At 39.2% G+C, this 21,617-nt stretch carries 22 protein-coding genes and 1 riboswitch; of the genes, 16 read left to right on the top strand and 6 right to left on the bottom strand.

Annotated features, from left to right (window positions below):
- Positions 1-41 precede the first annotated feature (41 nt).
- The gene (locus SJY16_RS10095) at positions 42-248 is read left to right on the top strand and encodes a hypothetical protein (RefSeq protein WP_224882559.1); all 207 of its coding nucleotides are present in this window, start codon (positions 42-44) and stop codon (positions 246-248) included.
- Between the two features lie 149 nt (positions 249-397).
- Here the strand turns inward: SJY16_RS10095 and SJY16_RS10090 are convergent, their stop codons facing one another.
- Positions 398-1,087 (bottom strand): Crp/Fnr family transcriptional regulator, encoded by a 690-nt coding sequence (locus SJY16_RS10090; RefSeq protein ID WP_377889029.1) that lies wholly within the window; start codon positions 1,085-1,087, stop codon positions 398-400.
- A gap of 114 nt (positions 1,088-1,201) precedes the next feature.
- Between SJY16_RS10090 and SJY16_RS10085 the strand changes: the two genes are divergently transcribed.
- From SJY16_RS10085 to SJY16_RS10075, 3 genes are all read left to right on the top strand, one after another.
- Positions 1,202-1,423 carry a glutaredoxin family protein gene (locus SJY16_RS10085; protein ID WP_377889028.1) on the top strand — a complete coding sequence of 74 codons (222 nt, stop codon included), beginning with the start codon at positions 1,202-1,204 and terminating at the stop codon, positions 1,421-1,423.
- Between the two features lie 65 nt (positions 1,424-1,488).
- Positions 1,489-2,115, top strand: a complete 627-nt coding sequence (locus SJY16_RS10080; protein ID WP_377889027.1) for a GDSL-type esterase/lipase family protein — start codon at positions 1,489-1,491, stop codon at positions 2,113-2,115.
- A 110-nt stretch (positions 2,116-2,225) separates the two neighbouring features.
- Positions 2,226-2,540 carry a thioredoxin family protein gene (locus SJY16_RS10075; RefSeq protein ID WP_377889026.1) on the top strand — a complete coding sequence of 105 codons (315 nt, stop codon included), beginning with the start codon at positions 2,226-2,228 and terminating at the stop codon, positions 2,538-2,540.
- Positions 2,541-2,579: 39 nt separating this feature from the next.
- Here the strand turns inward: SJY16_RS10075 and SJY16_RS10070 are convergent, their stop codons facing one another.
- Positions 2,580-2,810, bottom strand: a complete 231-nt coding sequence (locus SJY16_RS10070) for a hypothetical protein (protein WP_377889025.1) — start codon at positions 2,808-2,810, stop codon at positions 2,580-2,582.
- A gap of 208 nt (positions 2,811-3,018) precedes the next feature.
- Positions 3,019-3,109: riboswitch (cyclic di-GMP riboswitch) on the top strand.
- 27 nt (positions 3,110-3,136) lie between these two features.
- On the opposite strand from SJY16_RS10070, the gene SJY16_RS10065 reads away from it, so the two are divergent.
- The 5 genes from SJY16_RS10065 to SJY16_RS10045 all read left to right on the top strand — a co-directional run bounded on the left by SJY16_RS10065 (position 3,137) and on the right by SJY16_RS10045 (position 7,717).
- Positions 3,137-3,301 carry an anti-repressor SinI family protein gene (locus tag SJY16_RS10065; protein ID WP_377889024.1) on the top strand — a complete coding sequence of 55 codons (165 nt, stop codon included), beginning with the start codon at positions 3,137-3,139 and terminating at the stop codon, positions 3,299-3,301.
- A gap of 393 nt (positions 3,302-3,694) precedes the next feature.
- Positions 3,695-5,077, top strand: coding sequence for a glycine--tRNA ligase (locus tag SJY16_RS10060; protein ID WP_377889023.1), 1,383 nt, complete (start codon positions 3,695-3,697; stop codon positions 5,075-5,077).
- A 57-nt stretch (positions 5,078-5,134) separates the two neighbouring features.
- Positions 5,135-5,701 (top strand): HAD-IA family hydrolase, encoded by a 567-nt coding sequence (locus tag SJY16_RS10055; protein ID WP_377889022.1) that lies wholly within the window; start codon positions 5,135-5,137, stop codon positions 5,699-5,701.
- 36 nt (positions 5,702-5,737) lie between these two features.
- Positions 5,738-7,126, top strand: a complete 1,389-nt coding sequence (locus SJY16_RS10050; protein WP_377889021.1) for an MFS transporter — start codon at positions 5,738-5,740, stop codon at positions 7,124-7,126.
- 15 nt (positions 7,127-7,141) lie between these two features.
- On the top strand, positions 7,142-7,717 hold the full coding sequence (locus SJY16_RS10045) for an RDD family protein (RefSeq protein ID WP_377889020.1): 576 nt from the start codon (positions 7,142-7,144) through the stop codon (positions 7,715-7,717).
- A gap of 71 nt (positions 7,718-7,788) precedes the next feature.
- Here the strand turns inward: SJY16_RS10045 and gltC are convergent, their stop codons facing one another.
- Entirely contained in the window at positions 7,789-8,694 is a 906-nt protein-coding gene (gltC, locus tag SJY16_RS10040) for a glutamate biosynthesis transcriptional regulator GltC (RefSeq protein ID WP_377889019.1), read from the bottom strand.
- A 176-nt stretch (positions 8,695-8,870) separates the two neighbouring features.
- On the opposite strand from gltC, the gene gltB reads away from it, so the two are divergent.
- Positions 8,871-13,463 (top strand): glutamate synthase large subunit, encoded by a 4,593-nt coding sequence (gene gltB / locus SJY16_RS10035; protein ID WP_377892163.1) that lies wholly within the window; start codon positions 8,871-8,873, stop codon positions 13,461-13,463.
- Between the two features lie 12 nt (positions 13,464-13,475).
- Positions 13,476-14,960, top strand: coding sequence for a glutamate synthase subunit beta (locus tag SJY16_RS10030; RefSeq protein ID WP_377889018.1), 1,485 nt, complete (start codon positions 13,476-13,478; stop codon positions 14,958-14,960).
- 41 nt (positions 14,961-15,001) lie between these two features.
- Here SJY16_RS10030 and SJY16_RS10025 read toward each other — a convergent pair whose 3' ends face one another.
- Positions 15,002-15,091 (bottom strand): putative holin-like toxin, encoded by a 90-nt coding sequence (locus SJY16_RS10025; protein ID WP_224882593.1) that lies wholly within the window; start codon positions 15,089-15,091, stop codon positions 15,002-15,004.
- A 189-nt stretch (positions 15,092-15,280) separates the two neighbouring features.
- Here SJY16_RS10025 and SJY16_RS10020 point away from each other — a divergent pair, with 189 nt between their 5' ends.
- From SJY16_RS10020 to mug, 4 genes are all read left to right on the top strand, one after another.
- Entirely contained in the window at positions 15,281-16,234 is a 954-nt protein-coding gene (locus SJY16_RS10020; protein WP_377889017.1) for a ring-cleaving dioxygenase, read from the top strand.
- Complete coding sequence (locus tag SJY16_RS10015) at positions 16,234-16,836, top strand: alpha/beta hydrolase (RefSeq protein ID WP_377889016.1); 603 nt, start codon at positions 16,234-16,236, stop codon at positions 16,834-16,836. Before SJY16_RS10020 ends, SJY16_RS10015 begins: the two co-directional genes overlap by 1 nt.
- A 154-nt stretch (positions 16,837-16,990) precedes the next feature.
- Positions 16,991-17,761 (top strand): class I SAM-dependent methyltransferase, encoded by a 771-nt coding sequence (locus SJY16_RS10010; RefSeq protein WP_377889015.1) that lies wholly within the window; start codon positions 16,991-16,993, stop codon positions 17,759-17,761.
- An 11-nt stretch (positions 17,762-17,772) separates the two neighbouring features.
- On the top strand, positions 17,773-18,264 hold the full coding sequence (gene mug, locus SJY16_RS10005; protein WP_377889014.1) for a G/U mismatch-specific DNA glycosylase: 492 nt from the start codon (positions 17,773-17,775) through the stop codon (positions 18,262-18,264).
- A 32-nt stretch (positions 18,265-18,296) separates the two neighbouring features.
- Here the strand turns inward: mug and SJY16_RS10000 are convergent, their stop codons facing one another.
- Both SJY16_RS10000 and SJY16_RS09995 read right to left on the bottom strand, forming a co-directional pair.
- Positions 18,297-20,180: a vWA domain-containing protein gene (locus SJY16_RS10000; protein WP_377889013.1), complete on the bottom strand. Its 1,884-nt coding sequence runs from the start codon at positions 20,178-20,180 to the stop codon at positions 18,297-18,299.
- A complete protein-coding gene (locus SJY16_RS09995; protein ID WP_377889012.1) occupies positions 20,181-21,086 on the bottom strand; it encodes an ATP-binding protein in 906 nt (301 codons plus the stop codon).
- 179 nt (positions 21,087-21,265) lie between these two features.
- On the opposite strand from SJY16_RS09995, the gene SJY16_RS09990 reads away from it, so the two are divergent.
- Complete coding sequence (locus tag SJY16_RS09990) at positions 21,266-21,610, top strand: YojF family protein (RefSeq protein WP_377889011.1); 345 nt, start codon at positions 21,266-21,268, stop codon at positions 21,608-21,610.
- The last annotated feature ends 7 nt before the right edge of the window (positions 21,611-21,617 follow it).

The following is a 21,617-nucleotide window of genomic DNA, read 5'->3' as shown; positions in this document are numbered from 1 at the left end:
GAATATAAATAAAGAAAACTACTTAAGAGGAAGTGCCTTTCATGGAAATACATTGTGATGGATGTACAAAGGAGATGAGGGACTGGGAAACCATTCATATGGTGAAATTCGACAAGTGGTATGTTGGTCATTTTAATTGCTTGTTGAATTTGAAGAAGAAACTTAATTTAAACAGACCTATCAAATGGGATAAATTAGAAGGAACGAAAGATAATCAAAAAGGAACGGATGGCAAAACTCAATCCTAATCAACCTGATGTCTGAGTTAACAATCCCTGCATACTAACAAGTTGATAAAGAAGCCCTGAAATGCTATGAAGCTGTCGAGTAATTTCGACAGCTTCAGTTTGTAGCAAAAAGGGGACCTGGGACGAATTTTATAGGACGTTCCTTCCGCTTATGTACCTTTTTTATTTAAATATTCGTTCGCTCTCTCAGCATGTATAGCAAAGGTTAGTGGATTCTTCTTAATATAACCAGCTTTCTTTAAGTCTCCGATCGTTGCACTGACTGTTTCCCTTGTAGAACCAATCATTGTAGCAATATCATTATGAGTTAACTTTATTTCAATTGTTTGCCATTCGTGTTTGCGCTTACCAAATTTCTCACTAAGCTTTAAAAGTAAAGACAGCACACGATACTTTACACTTCTAAGTGCAATATGTTCACTCATCTCATAAATTTCTCGTAAACGAGCAGATAAAATTTCGATGAATTTAATGGCGAGTTTTGGATTTTCTGAGAGCAGTGTTTCAAACTGGTCTTTACCGATGATACATAAATAAACATCAGACATAGCCTCAACATAAACCGAATCATCACTAAGAGAAAAACTTGTTGTTTCTCCGAAGATGTTTCCATCCCCAAGTATATCTACCGTTAACTGTTTACCACTATCATTTGAACGATATAAGCGCACATTCCCTTGTTTTAATAGAAATAAAGCTTTCATCGGTTTTGTAGGACCGACAATAATCGTTCCTTTTTTCACTGGCTTCATATCGCTCACTCGATCGATTTGTTTTAAGTCACTCATTTCGAGCTCATCAAATAAATTAATTTGAGAGAGCATCTTCATTTTGTCCATTCAATCACCTTCAATTCTTTGGAAATCACCTATAGCTCCGCATGTAAGGTAGCTTACATTATCCTCATAAAGAAAATCGTTATACTAAAGATGTTAGGAGGTAACTAGTCTATCATGGAACATATTCGATTATACACGATTACTAGTTGTATGGAATGTGAAAAAACAAAGCGTTTTTTACAGCAGGAAGGTATTGATTACTATGAAATTAATGTACTCGAGTATCCAGAAAGACAAGAAGATTTATTTAAATATGCTGGGGAATTTCTTGTTCCACTTCTAGTTTGCCACGATAAAGTGTATACGAAAGAAATTATCGCAAAAGCAAAACAATAAGTAGGTATGAACTTTTCGATGATGTGATGAATATAGTAAATCATCTATTGGATTGAGGTGATGATTTGTCACATCCTAACTATACTTACTCAGCAATAGGAGACTCTCTTACATTAGGGACAGGGACGATTATTTTTTCACCGACCTTTCCAGATTACTACTGTACGGCTATTGAACGAGCAATCGGAGAGAGAATTACTTTGCGGAAGTATGCTAGAAACGGGGCCACTACAGGGGACGTTAGAAACTGGCTAGAACAATCACCGCCCATAGAAGAAATTGGAAATATCATCACCATTACAGCAGGTGGAAATGATTTAATAGATGCATCAGAAGAATTCTCTTTAACAAATGAAGAAGATATCCTACAAAAGGCATTGCTTAAGTGCTGCGCCAACATGAATTGGATTATAAATCATTTAGTGAAGAAGGCGAGGGCAAATTCTTGTATGATTCGACTCGTTAATTTGTATAATCCTTATCCAGAACTTTCCTTTGCCGAAGAATGGGTAAAACAATTTAATACCGCACTCTTAACTTGTACAAAAAATGAAAACGTAGAGGTTGCAGATGTTTTCAACTTATTTAAGGGGAGGGAAGATCGTTTATTATCTTTCGACGGTATCCATCCAAATGAATGCGGACAGACCATGATTGCTGAAGCCCTTATTAAAACAGGAATTCGTTTATAAAAAGAACCGAATCATGCCCTACTTCAAAAGAAACTATAATCTCAATTACAGACAAGACACATAAAGTAAGATATACTAACTCAATAGAATAAGTAAAGGGGAAGATTTTTATGCAACAAATTGAATCAAAGCAATCTTATGATGCGTTAATTAACGACTCCCAAGTAACAATCTTAAAATACGAAGCAAATTGGTGTCCTGATTGTAAACGTCTTGATTTATTCATCGAAGATATTATGAAAGAACATAATGATAAGAAGTGGGCGCAAATCGATATCGAGCAATTTCCTGAAATCACAGAGGATAACGAAGTAATGGGGATTCCTAGTTTGCTCGTCTATAAAAACGGTAAAAAAGTTGGTCACCTTCACAGTGCCAATACAAAAAATCCAGATCAAGTAAAAGAATACCTTTCTGACTTTTAATAGGAAATCGTCTGTTGAGAATATCTCTGCAGACGATTTTTAGTTTTTTATCAATATATACTCAATTGTTCCATCGGAAAGTGAGTGAACATAGGAAATTGTGTAACCGATACTTAAGTATGTTGATAAAGTCTCACTACATAAATGATTCACGGGTTCAGTTGGAGCATGTAGACTTTGATAAAAACCTATAACATTGTTTGTTGGAGTACACCTTAATAATACGACGTGAGTTCCTTGCCAGGCTGACCCAATTGGACTTCTTTCCATCGTTTTTCCTCCTTACGAGTTCAGGCAAAATCCTACATGATTAGTTTATGATTGTGACAATAAAACGTTAGAGAAAAAAATATTTTGAATTTTTGCTAAAATATAGTATAATTGTATAAACTATTAAAGTTTCTCATCTTTTAGTCCCGTTCACTTACATTTCAGCAGTGTGTTTTTGTATCATTTTGGTATGTGTCTGTTCTAACTCTCCAGAAAAAGGCAAACCATTCTAAAGGATGGGACGCAAAGACACAGGTCTAATGTTGACATTGTTCAACGATGACGGCTGGTCCTCCTGGAAATATCCAAAGGAGGAGAGGGTGGCCATGATTAAAACAAGGCCTGAACAAGCACTTGATCAAGAGTGGGTAATACTGATGAATATTGCAAAAGAGATGGGGCTGAATAAAGAGGAAGTTCGGTCATTTCTCCAACGTAACAAAAACCTTCCACCTGTGAGTATACCTAAACGAAGAGCTATCGATCGATAGCTCTTTTTGTTCATATTCATTGCTAAATGATATTCTTTTGAGTAAACAATCAAGTAAAAGGTTATGATAGTGATGGATGATACTAGAGTTTCCGCTTGACTTTCGGTGAAACTTTTTTGTATCATATGTGATATCAATTACATATATAAGCTAACAACTGTGAAGGACAGATAGTAGCTAGAATACCCTTTTTATAGAGATTCGGGGATGGTGGAAGCCCGAAAAAGGTCTAGTGAAACGGCGGTCTGGAGTTGATACCGTAAAGTGGATGTGCTTTCGTGCATCAACTGGGGTGGAACCGCGGGTGCATACGCTCTCGTCCCCGGACAATTCGTTGTCCGAGGGCGGGAGCTTTTTATGTTGTTAGAGAATGTTAAAAGGAGAGATTTCAAAATGAGTATTTCAATGGATCAAATTGTCGCTATTTCAAAGCACAGAGGTTTTATTTTCGCTGGTTCTGATATTTACGGTGGCCTTGCGAATACATGGGATTACGGTCCTCTTGGTGTAGAACTTAAAAACAATATTAAAGCAGCATGGTGGAAGAAGTTCGTACAGGAGTCACCTCATAATAGCGGTCTTGATGCTGCGATCTTGATGAATCCAAAAACATGGGTAGCATCAGGTCACCTTGGTAATTTTAACGATCCTTTAATTGATTGTAAAAGTTGTAAGACACGTCATCGTGCCGATAAGTTAATTGAAGATGCGCTTTTTGAAGAAGGAAACGAAATGGTCGCTGATGGCCTTTCGTTCGAAGAAATGGAACGCCTAATCGAAAATCACAATATTAAATGCCCTGAGTGTGATAGTCATGACTTTACAGAGATCCGTCAATTTGATCTAATGTTTAAAACTCAACAAGGTGTAACAACATCAAGTACAAGTGACATATACCTTCGTCCCGAAACAGCTCAAGGAATCTTTGTTAACTTTAAGAACGTTCAACGTTCTATGCGTAAGAAGGTACCTTTTGGTATCGCTCAAGTCGGTAAGAGTTTCCGAAATGAAATTACGCCAGGTAACTTTACGTTCCGTACGCGTGAGTTTGAACAAATGGAGTTGGAATTCTTCTGTAAACCAGGTGATGAGCTTGATTGGCATCAATATTGGAAAGATTTCTGTAAGAACTGGCTATTGAATCTTGGTGTTGAACAAGACAATATCCGTCTACGAGAGCATGCTGATGATGAGCTTTCTCATTATAGTAATGCTACGACAGACATCGAATACAAATTCCCATTTGGTTGGGGTGAGCTTTGGGGAGTAGCTTCTAGAACAGATTATGACCTTAAGAAACATATGGAACATTCAAATGAAGACTTTACGTACCATGATCAACAAACTGGCGAACGCTATGTGCCATATTGTATCGAACCTTCTCTTGGTGCGGATCGTGTTACACTAGCTTTCTTAATCGAAGCATATGAAGAACAAGAGCTAGAAGATGGTTCGTCAAGAAGCGTTATGCATTTCCACCCAGCTCTCGCACCTTTTAAAGCAGCAGTTCTTCCTCTTTCAAAGAAATTATCTGATGAAGCTAGAGAAGTACACGCTGAGCTTTCGAAATACTTCATGGTAGATTATGATGAAGCAGGATCAATCGGTAAACGTTACCGTAGAAATGATGAAGTAGGAACACCTTACGCGATTACATTCGATTTTGATTCTCTTGAAGATAAGCAAGTAACTGTACGTGATCGAGATACGATGGAACAACAAAGAATGCCAATTTCTGAACTAAAGAACTTCTTAGAAGAAAAAACACAGTTTTAAAGATGTAGCCGCTCCAACGAGCGGCTTTTATTTAGGAATAAATGAAGAGGTGGAATAATGAGAATTTTGTGGGATTTTGACGGTACGCTATTTGATACGTATCCAGCTTTTATTATGGTCATGAAACAATTTGTGCCTGAGCATCTAACTGACGACGAGATTCTAGCAGAGTTAAAAGTGTCTTTCCAACATGCTGCAGAAGTATTTGGATTAACAAGGAGTCAAGTTGAAGAATTTAGAAGACTAGATAACGAACTTTCCCCTGATATGAAGCCTCCTTTCATCGGAGTCATCGATATTCTGGAAAAATCCGACCTTAATGTGATCATGACACACAAACCTCGTGAAGAAGTGATTACGATTCTTCGTTATTTTGATATGGAACATTACTTTACTGATCTTGTAGCAGGGGATGACGGATACCCTAGAAAACCTGATGCGACCTCCTATCGCTACTTGCATAATAAACATCATTTAGACCTTGCAGTAGGAGATCGATTATTAGATATTATCCCAGCGAAAGAAGTTGGAATGAAAACGTGCTTATTTCAAAATGATTCAGACGGGGCCGATATGTATGCGAAAGATTATGTACAACTTAAGAACTTACTCTGGTTAGAGTAGTCTAATAACAAATACGGATTGAAGGAGTGTGGCATAGTGGGCAAGCAAAAACGTTTTCTCCTTATAACATTCCTACTCGGAGTCTTTCTTGGTGCATTAGATTCTGGCGTGATTTCACCTGCGTTAACAACATTGGTTAAAGAACTCGATATTGAACTGAAGTTTACTGTTTGGGTGGTCACGATCTACACGTTAGTATATGCGGTCAGCATGCCGATTACTGGGAAACTCGCTGATTTATATGGTAGGAAACGAATATTTCTTGTAGGAATTTTCCTATTAGCTCTTGGATCCCTTGTTGCTGGTTTGAGCGGATCCCTCCCGTCTTTATTAACCGGAAGGGCAATACAAGCTGCTGGAGCAGGTGGTATCATTCCAATTGCAAATGCTGTCATTGGAAGTAGTTTCCCTAAAGAGAAAAGAGGAATGGCACTTGGTTTAATTGGAGCTATGTTCGGCATTGCTTCTATCCTTGGACCTGCAGTCGGGGGATTTTTGGTAGCCCAGGTTAGCTGGAGATGGATTTTTATATTGAATATCCCAATTGCTTTTATCATCTTTTTCATGGCATTGAAACTACCAGTAGAAGAGGGAAATACAACACGTACTAAACTAGATTGGAAAGGTGCTCTGTTACTTTCAGTTGCTATTATTTCTTTACTACTCGGATTGACGAATTTGAATACAAAGGACCTTATCCATTCCATTACAACCTTATCTGTTTGGCCGTTGCTCTTGTTTAGTGTCGTTATACTGTTCCCATTCATGAAGATAGAAGCATCGAGTGAGGACCCGATTATTAACACCTCTTATTTTCGTAATAGGAGTATCGTGCTTGCATTGCTAATTTCAACGATCACTGGAGTCGGCATCATAAGTATGATTTTTATACCTTCTTTTTCTGAACTCTTATTAGAGCTCTCAACAGGAAGAGGTGGATATGTCATGGTTATCCTTGCACTTGCATCTGGGTTTGCGGCACCTATTGGAGGGATTTTACTCGATAAATGGGGAGCGAAACAAGTCGTATTAACAGGCTTTAGTTTGAGTTTAATAGGAGCACTCATTTTTAGTTTCTTAGCTGACGGCTGGGTGATGCTTATTATCGGTATGACCTTTTCAGGAGTCGGCATCGGATTTACAATGGGTACACCACTTAACTATATAATGTTTGAACTTACCCCCGAAAAAGAAGCAGGGGCGAGTCAATCTCTCGTTAGTTTGTTTCGTTCAATTGGAACATCGCTTGGCCCTGTCATATTAGCAGGGTTTATCGCAACTTCAACACTCAACGAACAAACCATAACTAATTTAGAGAGAAGTTCAATATTAATAGGATACGAGCGAATGTACCTTGCAAGCTCAGTAATCTTTTTGATTGGCATTATTTTAGCATTATTCTTAAGACTTCCATATAAGAAATAAGGGGGTTCAATCATTTTGGAAGAAATTAAAGAGAACGATGCGAAAATAGAAGAACCAGGTGGAATTGTAAGGCGAGGATTCGGTAACATTATCGATGTTTTACTTATCATTGCGCTCACAACTTTGCTTGGAACGCTCTTCGGCAGCAAAGATTCACTGGCTTTTGATCTACTTGAATTTCTGTATTATATCTTAACACCCGTCTTGTGGGTTGGATATACGGTGGGGAAAAAGCTTGTAGGTGTTCAAATCAATCGTGTTGATGGAAATAAGGTATCTATTTGGACGATGCTGAAACGTCACCTTATCGCTACAATTGCTTTAGCGTCTCCGATACTAATAGGAGCATTACTCCTCATTATTACAACGGACATCCCCTTTAGCATTTTGATTGAATCAGGGACACTAACTGAAGAAGAAAGAAATGTATTAACAACTAATGATTCAACGATCATAACCTATGCAACAATTGGTGGTATAGGGACAATTGTTTTAAATTTAGTCAACATATTCATGGTAGGTTTGCGGAAGGATCATAGAGGTATTCATGATTTTATTGCAGGCACCTATGTGAAAATTACAAAAGCATAAGAAAAGGGGGGATGAGACGCTATGTCTCATCCTTTTTTTAATAGCAAGTAATTATGTACCTCTAGTCCTATTTATTGTCCAAAACGGTTAAGAACTTCATAGAAATGGGTAAGAAATTCAAAAAACTTCCTTTCTGATGGCGCAAGTTCTCTTCCAACAGGAACAATTACACCTACGGTTCTAGTCACATTAGGTTCTGACAGTTCGATTTTTACTGTTTCAGAAGGTAACTGCTCCGAAAGCGTGATTTCAGGTAGTAAGCTTACCCCAAGACCAGCGGCAACAAGCCCTTTAATCGTATCGATATCCTCTCCTTCAAACGCAATGCGAGGCTTAAAGCCAACTTGTTGACATGCAGATGTAACGAGGTGATGTAATGCATACCCCGGTCGAAAAAGGACAAAGGGGTCATTCTTTAATTGTCCAAGTCTTACCATCGGATTATCTGCCAATGGATGATTAAATGGAAGGAGGGCAAGAAGTTTCTCGGTAAAGAAGATATGACCCTCTACATCTTTTCGATCTTTTGGAACTGGGGAGACGAACGCCAAATCAATTTCCCCTTTACTAACTGCTTCTGTTAATTCCTGAAGTGAGCCTTGACGAAGCTGAAACCCAACACTTGGATGTTCATTCCGAAAAGCCGAGATAACGGTAGGAAGTGTTTTTGCTGCTAAACTGTTTGGGAAACCGACTCGTATCGTACCGGTTTCAGGATTTAAGTATTCATGCACAGCCTGAGTCGCTCGTTCAATTTCAGCAATGGCTGTCTCAGCATGATCCATAAAAATATGACCTACTTGTGTTAACTTTACATTTCTCCCTTCACGGAAGAACAGTTGAACACCTAATTCAGATTCCAAGTTTGCAATTTGTCTACTCACAGCGGATTGCGCCACATGAAGTGAGGTAGCTGCTTCTGTTACATGTTCTCTTCTAGCAACTTCCATAAAGTAGTATAGCTGCCTTAGCTCCATAATAAGCAACCCTTTCTCAGATTAATATCAATATTAGATTAATTATATCTAAATTATATATTGAAAGCATGAGTCCATGCAACGTACAATGAATGTAGAATATTTAAACAATTAAGACGTTATGGCGTTAAAGAGATAAACCATAACGATTTGTGATAAGAGCGAGGAGTGGGATGATGGTAAGAAGTAACTTTCCGGAAAAGCAAGGATTGTACGATCCAATTCATGAACATGATGCTTGTGGCATCGGTCTCATTGCAGACATGGACAATGAACCCGCACACAGTATTATCGAACAAGGGATTTATATGCTACGCCAGCTAGATCACCGAGGAGGACAGGGAAGCGATCCTGATACGGGTGACGGTGCAGGTATCATGCTAGGAATTCCACATGAATTTTTCAAAAGCGAAACGAATTTTGAATTACCGGAACAAGGAGCTTACGGTGTAGGCATGATGTTTATGCCGGTAGATAATCATCTTCGCCAACGAGCTATAAAAATTCTCGAAAATGCAATTGAAGAAGCAGGTCAGCGACTAATCGGTTGGAGAGAAGTGCCGATCGACGAATCAACAATTGGGGAAGCAGCACGAATAGCTCAACCAGTTATCCGTCAGGTTTTCATTAAAAAATCAAACATATCGGAAGAAGAGTTTGAAAGAAAACTTTACGTGATTCGTAAAAAAGCAGAAAAAGAAGTATCACGGGATGCTCAATTAGCTAAAACGAAATATTATGCGGCTAGCTTTTCAAAAGATACGATCGTCTACAAAGGGATGTTAACACCAGAACAACTAGATCAATTTTATATCGATCTAAAAAATCCGAATTTTAAGTCTTCTTTTTCGATGGTGCATTCACGCTTTAGTACGAACACGTTCCCGAGTTGGGATCGTGCTCACCCGAATCGCTATTTGATTCACAACGGAGAAATTAATACACTTCGTGGAAATGTGAACTGGATGAGAGCAAGAGAAGGCGCTTTGAATTCCAATGTATTCGGGGATGATATGAAGGAAATTGCGCCAATTATCCGTCAAAACGGAAGTGACTCTTCATCTCTTGATAACTGCTTGGAGTTCTTGACATTATCAGGTCGTTCTCTCCCTCACGCAGCTATGATGATGATCCCGGAACCTTGGGATAAAGATACTACGATGCAGGATCCAAAAAAGGCATTTTATGAATATCATAGCTGTTTGATGGAACCATGGGATGGTCCGACGGCGATTGCATTCACAAATGGCAGACAAATTGGAGCGATGCTTGACCGTAACGGTCTACGCCCAGCTCGATATGTCATCACTGATGATAACACCTTTATTCTTTCTTCAGAAGTTGGAGTAATCGAGATAGACGAAGAAAAAATCATTGAAAAGGGGCGTTTAAGTCCAGGAAAGATGCTCATGGTGGATTTCGAAGAGAAAAGACTTGTCTATGATGATGAGATTAAAGAACAAGTCGCAACAGCGCACCCTTACCGAGATTGGTTAACCAATAATTTAATGAGTCTTCGTGCTGAAGAAGTAGAAGTAAAATCAAGAAATGAAAAAGACTTGGTTCAAATACAAAGAGCATTCGGCTACACATACGAAGAATTAACAAAAAACATTGCTCCTATGGTAACCGAAAAGAAAGACCCTATCGGCTCAATGGGGAATGATGTCCCACTAGCTGTTTTATCAGATCGACCACAGCTCCTATTTAACTACTTCAAGCAATTATTTGCTCAGGTAACGAATCCACCGATTGATTCGATTCGAGAAGAATCGGTTACATCAACAATGACACTACTTGGACCTGAAGGAAATTTGCTTGGTACAGATAAAGAGAGCTGTCGGAGAATACGTCTCGAAACACCTATCATGACAAAGGGGAAATTTGAATCTGTTAAGAAACTTCACGATGAGAGCATGCAAACTGAAAAGCTCAATTTGTTGTTCGATGTTTCTCGAGGAGAAACAGAAATGGAACATGCGCTATTGGCATTATTCAGAAAAGCTGATCGTGCGATTAAGAACGGGAAAAGCATTCTTATTTTATCTGATAAAGACCTTAATCATAATCAAACAGCAATACCTTCATTGCTGGCGATTAGCGGTCTTCATCATCATTTGATTAAGAGAGAAACAAGAACAAAGGTAAGTCTTGTTATTGAAACAGGTGAAGCAAGAGATGTTCATCAGTTTGCTATGTTAATAGGATATGGGGCAGATGCGATTTATCCTTATTTAGCTTACGAGTCAATCTCTCATATGTTGAGTAACGGTACCATCGAAGGTTTCTCATTTACTGATGCGATTGAAAACTACATCGATGCAGCAACGTCTGGTATCGTTAAAGTTATGTCTAAGATGGGTATTTCAACTATTCAAAGTTATAGAGGTGCTCAAATTTTTGAAGCTATAGGAATTAGTAATGAGGTCATCGACCAATATTTTGCTGGTACAGCTTCTCAAATCGATGGAATTCCAATCGATGTTATAGCTACAGAAACGCTTATGAGGCATCACTTTGCTTATCATGACTCAGAATATGAGGACGTTACGCTCGAAACGGGAAGTGATATGCAGTGGAGAAGTGGTGGAGAGCATCATTCTTTCAACCCAAAAACGATTCACACTCTACAACATGCAGCTAGAACGAACAATTACGATCTCTACAAAAAGTTCTCTTCTATGGCACATGAAGAAAACTTGACATACTTAAGGCAAGCTTTTGATTTTGAATCGAATGGTTCTGTGCCGATTGAAGAAGTTGAAAGTGTTGAATCCATTACTCGCAGATTTAAAACTGGAGCAATGAGCTACGGTGCTCTAAGTGAAGAAGCACATGAAGCACTTGCCATTGCTATGAACCGAATTGGTGGAAGAAGCAATAGTGGTGAGGGTGGTGAACACCCTTCCCGTTTCAAGCCTGATGAAAATGGTGATTTGCGTAGAAGTGCGATCAAACAAGTTGCATCTGGTCGTTTCGGTGTATCGAGTCACTATTTAACGAACGCAGATGAAATACAGATCAAAATGGCTCAAGGTGCTAAACCTGGTGAAGGAGGACAGCTTCCTGGAAAGAAAGTTTATCCATGGATTGCTGAAGTTCGAGGGTCTACTCCAGGTGTGGGCTTGATATCTCCACCTCCTCACCATGATATCTATTCGATTGAAGATTTAGCACAACTCATCCATGATTTAAAGAACGCTAATCCTTCAGCACGTATCAGCGTAAAACTTGTAGCAAAAGCAGGTGTTGGCACAATCGCAGCTGGGGTTGCAAAAGGACTTGCTGATTGCATCCTTATTAGTGGATATGAAGGTGGCTCTGGAGCATCACCACGAACAAGTATCAGACATGCAGGACTTCCATGGGAGTTAGGGTTAGCAGAAACACACCAGACACTTGTATTGAATGATTTACGTGATCGCATCGTGTTAGAAGCTGACGGTAAGATGATGACGGGTCGAGATGTTGTTATGGCAGCACTACTTGGTGCAGAAGAATTTGGTTTCTCTACAGCACCACTCGTTGTTCTTGGATGTATCTTAATGAGAGCTTGTCATCTTGATACATGTCCTGTTGGAGTTGCCACCCAGAACCCCGAACTACGAAAGAAATTCATGGGAAGTCCAGACCATGTCGTAAACTATTTAACCTTTATTGCTGAAGAAGTACGAGAAATCATGGCTGAACTTGGATTTAGGACGATTGAAGAAATGATCGGAAAAACAAATGTGCTCGAAGTAAGTACCCGAACGAAGGAACATTGGAAAGCAGGTTATTTAAACTTAAAACCTTTGCTATATCGTCCACACATGTCTGATGAAGTAGGAACGTTCCATCAACGTGATCAAGATCATAATCTTGATGTTGCTCTTGATAGAACTTCTATTATTCCAGCTTGTCTAGGTGCGATTGAAGAGAAGAAAACCTTTGAAGGGACGTATGCGATCCACAACACGAATCGCGTTGCAGGAGCGATGCTCGGTCACGAAATTACAAAACGCTATGGTGAAGAGGGATTACCACAAGAAACGATCAAACTTAATTTCTATGGCTCAGCTGGCCAAAGCTTTGGAGCTTTTGTTCCAAATGGTGTATCGATGAAACTTGAAGGAGACGCCAACGACTACGTAGGAAAAGGACTTTCTGGTGGTAAGATTATTATTCATCCTTCTAAACGTTCCACTTTTGAACGGGATCGCAACACAATTATAGGAAACGTCGCCTTTTACGGCGCAACATCTGGTGAAGCTTATATTAGTGGGCAGGCTGGAGAACGGTTCTGTGTCCGTAACAGTGGAGTCAAAGCTGTTGTCGAAGGTATTGGGGACAATGGTTGTGAATACATGACCGGCGGACGTGTTGTTGTCCTCGGAACGACTGGAAAGAACTTTGCCGCAGGGATGTCTGGTGGAGTTGCTTATGTATTAAGTGAAGACAGAGAAGCATTTATTAGAAATGTGAATCCAGAATTAGTACACATGGAAGCTTTAACTAATTATGAGGAAATACTTGAAGTAAAACAGTTAGTTCAACAGCATGCTTACAATACTGATAGCCCAAAAGCAATTCGTATATTGCAGAACTGGAATGAATATGTAGGTCGATTTGTGAAAGTAATCCCTAAAGAATTCAAGAAAATCACAGCTTCACTTGAAGAACTTAAACAACAAGGATACGAAGATGATGTTGCAGCACTTGAAGTGTTCCAGCAGGCTAAGAACGGTAATGTAAAGCCGACAAAAGTAAGCGACCTGGAACCGGTATAAGGAGGTATTTGTTTGGGAAAACCAACGGGATTTATAGACTATCCAAGAGAGAAGATGCGTGAAAGAGATCCGATGACTAGATTAAAAGATTGGGAAGAGTATCAACTTCCCCAATCAGAAGAAAAACTAAAAGAACAGGGTGCGCGCTGCATGGATTGCGGCACTCCGTTCTGCCATTCCGGCATCGAAATTAATGGCAATGCCTCTGGTTGCCCGCTATACAACCTCATTCCTGAATGGAACCACCTTGTTTATGAAGGGAAATGGAAAGAGGCATTAGATCGTCTATTAAAGACAAACAACTTTCCAGAATTTACAGGAAGAGTGTGTCCAGCACCGTGTGAGGGTGCATGTGTAGCTGCAATTCCTGATGATGCTGTCGCAATTAAGAGTATCGAAAAAGAGATTATTGACAGAGGATTCAATGAAGGATGGATGACTCCAAAACCACCTAAGAAAAGAACTGGGAAGAAAATTGCAGTCGTTGGTTCAGGTCCTGCTGGATTAGCAGCTGCTGACCAGTTAAATAAAGCAGGGCACTCTGTCACGATTTACGAACGTGATGATCGAATCGGCGGATTACTTATGTATGGGATTCCAAATATGAAACTAGACAAAGAATTAGTGGAACGCAGAGTGAAATTACTCGAAGAAGAAGGTGTGCGTTTTGTTACTAACACAGAAATCGGAGAAGATATTTCACGTGAAGAACTAAAGAATCAACATGATGCTGTCATTCTTTGTACAGGAGCTCAAAAACATCGTGATTTACCGATAAAAGGACGTAAACTAGGCGGCATCCATTACGCGATGGATTACTTAAAGAAAAACACGAAGAGTCTGCTAGATTCAAAGCTCCAAGATAAACAGTATGTATCTGCTGAAAATAAACATGTAATCGTCATTGGTGGCGGAGATACTGGGGCAGATTGTGTTGCAACGTCGTTAAGACATGGTTGTAAGAGTGTTCATCAATTTGGTAAACATCCTCAGTTAACGGCTGACCGGATGATTGATAATCCATGGCCTGAATTCCCGAAAATTTTCACGCTTGATTATGCATATGAGGAAGCTTCAGCAAATCATGGGGAAGATCCTAGACAATATTCGATTATGACCAAGAAGTTTGTAGGGGATGAAAACGGGAATGTGAAAGAGCTTCACACTGTTACAATCGAAAAACATGTTGATAAACTCGGTAATGTATTTATGAAAGAACTACCTGGTACCGAAAAAGTATGGCCAGTCGACCTCGTTTTGATTGCAATTGGATTTACAGGACCTGAAGAAGGCGTGCTTGAGCACTTTGAAGTAGATCAAGACGAAAGAAAGCTCGCAAAAGCTGAATTTGACGATTATCGAACTAACATTGACGGTGTCTTTGCTGCTGGTGATGTTCGAAGAGGTCAAAGCTTAATCGTATGGGCGATCAATGAAGGTCGCGGTGCGGCGAGAGAGGTCGATCGTTATTTAATGAATAAAACAGTATTGCCATAAATAAAGAGAGAACCACTCCCCAATAGAGGAGTGGTTTTCACTTATGATGAACGATCCTTAGAGTGAACAATGGCGAGTACCAGGCCGGAGAAACTAATCATGATGGTGAGAGCCTCAAATACGCTAAGCATAACATCACTCCTTTACTAGTAGGATGGCGTAAAAGAGGGTTGTCCTATACTCATAATTCTAAAGGTTTGACAGAAATGGCGGTTTTCATTACACTTAAATCAAATATCTTGAATTAAAGATAGTTTAGATAATGATTAATTTTTTCCATATCGGGAATGAGCCATACTACGGAAAAATCATAAAGGAGAATGTCTCTCATGAAACATACAACTGGTATTCATCACATAACTGCTTTAGTAGGAAACCCACAAGAAAATGTTGATTTTTATAGTGGTGTATTAGGACTCCGTTTGGTTAAGAAAACCGTTAATTTCGATGATCCTGGTACGTATCATCTATATTTCGGTAATGAAGAGGGAGCACCAGGCACAATCATGACATTCTTCCCCTGGTCGAATGCTCAAAAGGGAAGAATAGGATCTGGCCAAGTTGGAGTAACTAGTTTTGTTATTCCAGGGGGCAGCATAGGATTTTGGAAAGAGCGATTAGAAAAATTCGAAGTGAACTATAATGAACGCAAACGATTCGGTGAAAACTTATTGGAATTTGACGATCCACACGGCTTGCATTTAGAACTAGTTGAACGAGAAGAAGGTGAGAGAAACACGTGGAATTTTGGCGGTGTAGATTCTCCCAACGCGATTAAGGGATTCGCTGGTGCTACGCTTCTTTCAGGCCAACCCGAAGCTACGAATAACGTATTGGAAGACTTACTAGGTTTTAAACGCGTTTCTGAGGAAGGAGACTTTATTAGGTTTAAATCAAGTGGTTCTATTGGCAACACAGTTGATGTGAAGAAAACTTCCCTTCCGTCAGGTTCACTTGGTTCCGGTACAGTACATCATATCGCATGGCGTGCTAATGACTTTGATGATCATGAATCTTGGAAAGAATTAATAGAAGACAAAGGGTATAACCCCACACCAGTAATCGATCGACAGTATTTCAATGCGGTTTATTTCAGAGAAGAAGGTGGCATATTGTTTGAAATTGCTACTGACCCACCAGGATTTGCTAAAGATGAAGATTCGGAAGAAATGGGAAAAGACCTTCTCTTGCCACCATGGTTGGAAGACAAGAGGACCCAAATTGAAAATATACTAGAACCAGCACAGGCGCGAGTTTTGGAAGGTGATAAATAATGAAACATATCTTTAAACAAGGTGCCTCTGATAAGCCTACTTTATTGCTCCTGCACGGTACAGGCGGGAATGAAGAAGACCTCGTCCCACTCGCAAAACTTATAGCACCAGAAAACTCATTTTTGAGTGTTAGAGGTAACGTATCTGAAAATGGAATGCCTCGTTTTTTCAAAAGACTTGCAGAAGGGGTATTTGATGAAGAAGATTTAGTTGCACGTACACACGAATTGAATCAGTTCATAACGGATGCATCAGAAAAATATGGCTTTGATAGAAATAATTTAATCGCAGTTGGGTATTCTAACGGAGCAAATATTGCGGGAAGTTTACTTCTGCATGATGAAAATGCACTTAAAGGGGCTATCTTACATCACCCTATGGTACCTATTCGCGGTTTAAAAACACCAGATCTTTCTAACATGCCTATCTTTATCGGTGCCGGAGAAAATGATCCAATTTGTTCTTCAGAAGAAACAATTGAATTGGAGAAAATCCTATCAGATGCAGGAGCTGAAGTAACCGTTCATTGGGAACGCATGGGACATCAATTAACAAAACCTGAAGTAGATGCTGCAGCACAGTGGTATACTCAGAATTTCTAAGAGAAGAGCAGTCAAACGACTGCTCTTTTTATTTAAAGAAAGTAAGCCATCTGAAGCGGAATGAAAAACTACGCAATAGCATAAAGCATTACCAAATCTGCCAAAACATAAGATATACTATTGTAAGATAGAAAGATCGAAAAGAGGTAAGACAATGATATTCACAACTGCTGGCAGACCTACTAGCTCATCAATAAATGAAGCAAAACGCCTTTCAGTTTTTTATAGTGGAACATACATAGATCGTAACAAACGCTCCGTAAAAGAGATCATGACAGGTTCACAAGAACCTGTCATAGTATACGGAAATAATCGCCTGCACTTATACGTTGATAATAGTACTGAACCTATCTTTTTTCATCCTAACTCTGCAATGTTCCGTTGCAAATCACTAGCAAAAGGGAATTCTGATCCGTTTATTGAAGCATGTGGATTAAAAGAAGGGATGAGTTTGTTAGATTGTACTGCAGGACTTGCTTCAGATAGTATTGTAGGCAGCTTCATTACCGGTGTTAGCGGTAGAGTCGATGCTTGTGAAGGCTCTTTGCTCGGTATCTTACTTCAGGATGGATTACATAGATGGGATAGCGGGAATCAACAAATAAATCAAGCGATAAGACGTTTAACAGTAACATGGAAAAGGTATGAAGACGTCCTACCTACTATCCAAGATAACGGATATGATGTCGTTTATTTCGATCCTATGTTTGAAGAGACTATTCTTGAATCCGACGGCGTTCAGGGAATTCGTAGGATAGCTTTGTATGATGGTTTATCAGCTGATATGGTAAGCGAAGCTAAACGAATAGCAAAGAAACGTGTAGTACTGAAAGACTTCTGGAAAAGCAATCGATTTGAACAACTTGAATTTCATCAACAAGTACGAAAAACATCTAAATTTCATTACGGTATTATCGAACTATAGGAGGGATTTCAATGCTTCCTGATCATCTAGATACAAATTTAAGTATTCTCTTTATTGGTTTTAATCCTGGCCTTCAATCCGAGGAAACTGGACATCATTATGCCAATTCTACAAATAGGTTTTATTCCGTTTTATATAAGTCCGGTTTAACTGATCGACAGCTACCCCCCGATGAAGATGCTCAATTGTTGCACTATGGATATGGTTTAACGAATATCGTTGACCGACCAACTAGAGGAGCAGCTGAATTGACGAAAGAAGATTATCGTATAGGGAAACAGCAGCTAATCCATAAAATCACTACATTTCGACCAAAGGTGAATTGCTTTGTTGGAAAAGGTGTGTATCAGAAGTTTTCAGGTATCAGTAAGGTGGAATGGGGTTTTCAAAAAGAAAATCAAGTAGAAGGGGTGAGAGATTTTGTTGCCCCTTCTACAAGTGGTCTTGTAAGAATGAACTTAGAAGAGCTTGTAAACATTTATAAAGAGTTAAAAAAGTCATAAAAAAACGCGTCCATTGAGGGCGCGTTTTTTCGTTAGGCAAATCGGATTAATAACCTCTTCAAGAGAGGAGTGAGGTAAGCAGGGATTTCTTGTGCGGAAGGAATAACAAGACTTTGCGTACCATAAATGTTCTTCATCGTGCTGATTTCCTTGTCTTGTGGTTCTCCATTCGAAAGAAAGACACCGATTACTTCTATTCCATGCTTCCTCGTGTTGTTGACTGCTTCATGTGTATCGATGATTCCATTCTCACTATAGTCGTAAGCTGATGGTTCTCCGTCTGTGAAAACGATGAGGATCTTATGCTTTTCATTTCTACTTTGTAGTTCCTGTGCGACTTTACGGATGGCATATCCATCGCGGTTATCTTCTTCAGGTTCAAGTTGCATAATTGCAGGACCCTCATGTGGAAGTGTAGAACGGTTGTAATCGATCACATTGAAAAGAGTATTTGGCTGTTCATCAGAATCAGCTTCAAAAGCATCTTCATAAAAACCAGTAATAGAATGCTTGATATCAAGACCTTTTAACGTTTCATGGAATAATGTAATTCCAAGTCGTGTTTCTTCCATTTTGTCATACATGGATGCTGAACAATCGACTAATAACGAAAATGTGACGTCAAGTTTTGTGCTAGGTGCATTCTTCTTATAAAACAACCTCGGATTCTCATCTGTTAAGAGTCTTAGAAGCTTACGATTCAATCGTCCGAAGTGCAGATCACTTCTAGGCGCAATTTGCTTCTGCTCTATTGTCTTTTGAATAGCGCTCCTTAAAGACTTTTCTGCATATTGAATCTCACCTTTTGCAGTTCGATAATCACTTTTTTGAGCTTCAGTAGGTTTCTCAGCAGATTTTTGTACTTCTTTAACAAACCTGTTTGCTTCTCCGAGAGGCGCATCTTTTGAAGAAGATGAAGCAGTATCTTTGTTTTTTAGGATTTCTTCCTCATCGAACTGACTTCCTTCAGATTGCTTTGAAGCTCCTTGCACACTTACGAAGGCTTGGTCACCCGATTCTTCTTTTCGCTCCCCTTCACCGATTAAGTCTGATTTCGCTCCTTCTTCTAGTTCAAACTGAAGAAAGTTAGAACCTTCTTGTTCTTGTTCTTCATGCCATGTATTCATTTCTTCATCATAGGTTTCTTTGTCTTCATTATCGCTAGTTTCTAATGTATCTTCACTTTTTAGCTCAGGCACTTCCTCGTCTTCAGTTACAAGTTGAGCCTTAGAAGATGTTCCATACATCGTCACATACTCAGTGGTCATATCGTTTAAGTTCTCATCTAGCTCATTGGAAAACAATGTCGCAAGCTTTGCAACATCATCTGTGCTGTTTGCTTTCTTCACTTCAGAAATCATATGCCTTATGTTCGGCTTATAAGGCGATAAGCGCTCATTCAACGCCACTGGCTTTCCGATTGCTTGAAGGTAAATCGCACAAAAGAGGGCATCGAGATCTTGATGCTGACGCACATGAACTTCCATTCTAGCTCTGAAGCGTTTCTGGAACAAACGCTTTCTTGTTTCAAATGCATAAACAGTCCCAGGTCTTTTCTGAATACAAATCGATTCTAAACGGATATCTTCTAGAAGTGAAAACAGCTGTTTTCGAAATAATGAATTCGTCGTATCCTTAAGTTTTGAAAGATAGCGGTCAACTTCATCATAATTTGTATGATGGACATTCCCAAGAGAACGTAAGTAAACATCACTTTTCATACCATCGAACTGTGAACCATCAAAAATATCGTTCCAATAATGGCTCACAGTCACTAAGCTTTCTTCAGGTCTATAATAGGAATGAAAAGCGAATTGCACTTCAATTTCGCTGTTACTCAAGGTTTCAGCAAGGTCAGACAGAGAAAGGTGTAAGAAGGGATCCGTCTGATTCTCAGCAAAATTTAGAAACTTCATTTATGCTTTCTCCTGATATCGGCCAAAGATGGTTTCCGCAATATTCTCAACAGCAGCCTTTTCACGCTCATCTTCAAGTTTATCTGTAATTGCTCGTTTGATGGCACGTCTCGGTTCCATATACGTTGTTAAATCACACGCATCAAGAAGGGAACGAGTAGAAGCCGCTTCCTCTGATATTTGCCCATCTTTTACTTTCGATTGTAAATCGGTGGACAATGTTACAAACTGATCTAGTAGGTTTGAATCAGATAGTAGAGACTGATCATGCAACATTTCTTTCAGAGCATCGCCTTCCAAATAAGGAACTTCTATAACAATAAAGCGGTTTTTTAGAGCCTCATTTAGCGGAGCAGTACCGATGTAACCTTCATTGATGGCAGCAATAACCCCGAAATTATCTTTTGCTCGTACCGTTTCACCTGTAAATGGATTTAATACCATTCTTCTATAATCGAGTACACCATTCAGAATAGGAAGCGTCTCTGCTTTTGCGGTGTTGATTTCATCAATATATAGTAGCTGTCCTTTTTTCATGGCATTCTCAACTGGACCAGGAACAAAAGTAATATGAGCATTGTTTTGATCATCATAAGACAACGTTTTATAACCGAGCAGGGCTTCTGCATCAAGATCAACTGAACAGTTGATCGAGTACATCGGTTGATTAAACATGTAGCTTATAAGCTCAGCCAGTTTGGTTTTACCAGCACCAGTCGGTCCTTTTAAGAGAACATTTTTACCTAAAATTAAGGCAGTCACTGCATCTTTTACAATAGATGAGTCTGGTGCTGTATATCCTTTTGATCCTATTAAATAGTGATCCGATTCATTCAGCTCTTCCTGTCTTCTTTCGATACGTTCTTTAATTTCTATAGGAATATTATAATTATCACTTACATTCATGTTTGTTACCTCCAGATTACTTATAATCACATACATTCAACAGTTAACTATAACGGAACAAAACCTTTCTTGTCTAATGACAACTTCTTAATGCGACTAGGTTGTGTATTGTTTTACCGTACAGGGGAGATAAGCTATACTAGTTTTAGTTAATCTGCCTTAAAAAAGGAGTAAATATCATGAAGGCAATTCAAAAAGAAGATGTTCAAGAATTACTCGAAGGATTCGAGAATCAAAAAGTGTATCTCCACCTAGAAACGACGAGTGGAGCTTATGCAGCACAAAACAAAGAAAAGCTTTCTGTTGGTGCATATATACGAAATGGATCTGTTTGTTTTACTAATGTAAAAATTGCAGGAGCGGGTCCGTTTCGAATTGGATTCAAATTAGATGAAGGTTGGATGTATGCTGAAGGACTTACAGACTATGTGCTCGATAATAAAGGAAGGCTACTCATGGCCGGTCATGATGATAGTGGGCGCTTAGCAATCGCTGTACAATTAAGTCATACACCATTTGAGTAAGGGGGAA

Origin of the sequence: Alkalihalobacillus sp. R86527, assembly GCF_042466185.1 — a bacterium.
Lineage (GTDB): Bacteria > Bacillota > Bacilli > Bacillales > Guptibacillaceae > Guptibacillus.
The sequence above is the reverse complement of the archived record's forward strand: the minus strand, read 5'-3'. Positions and strand labels throughout refer to the sequence as shown.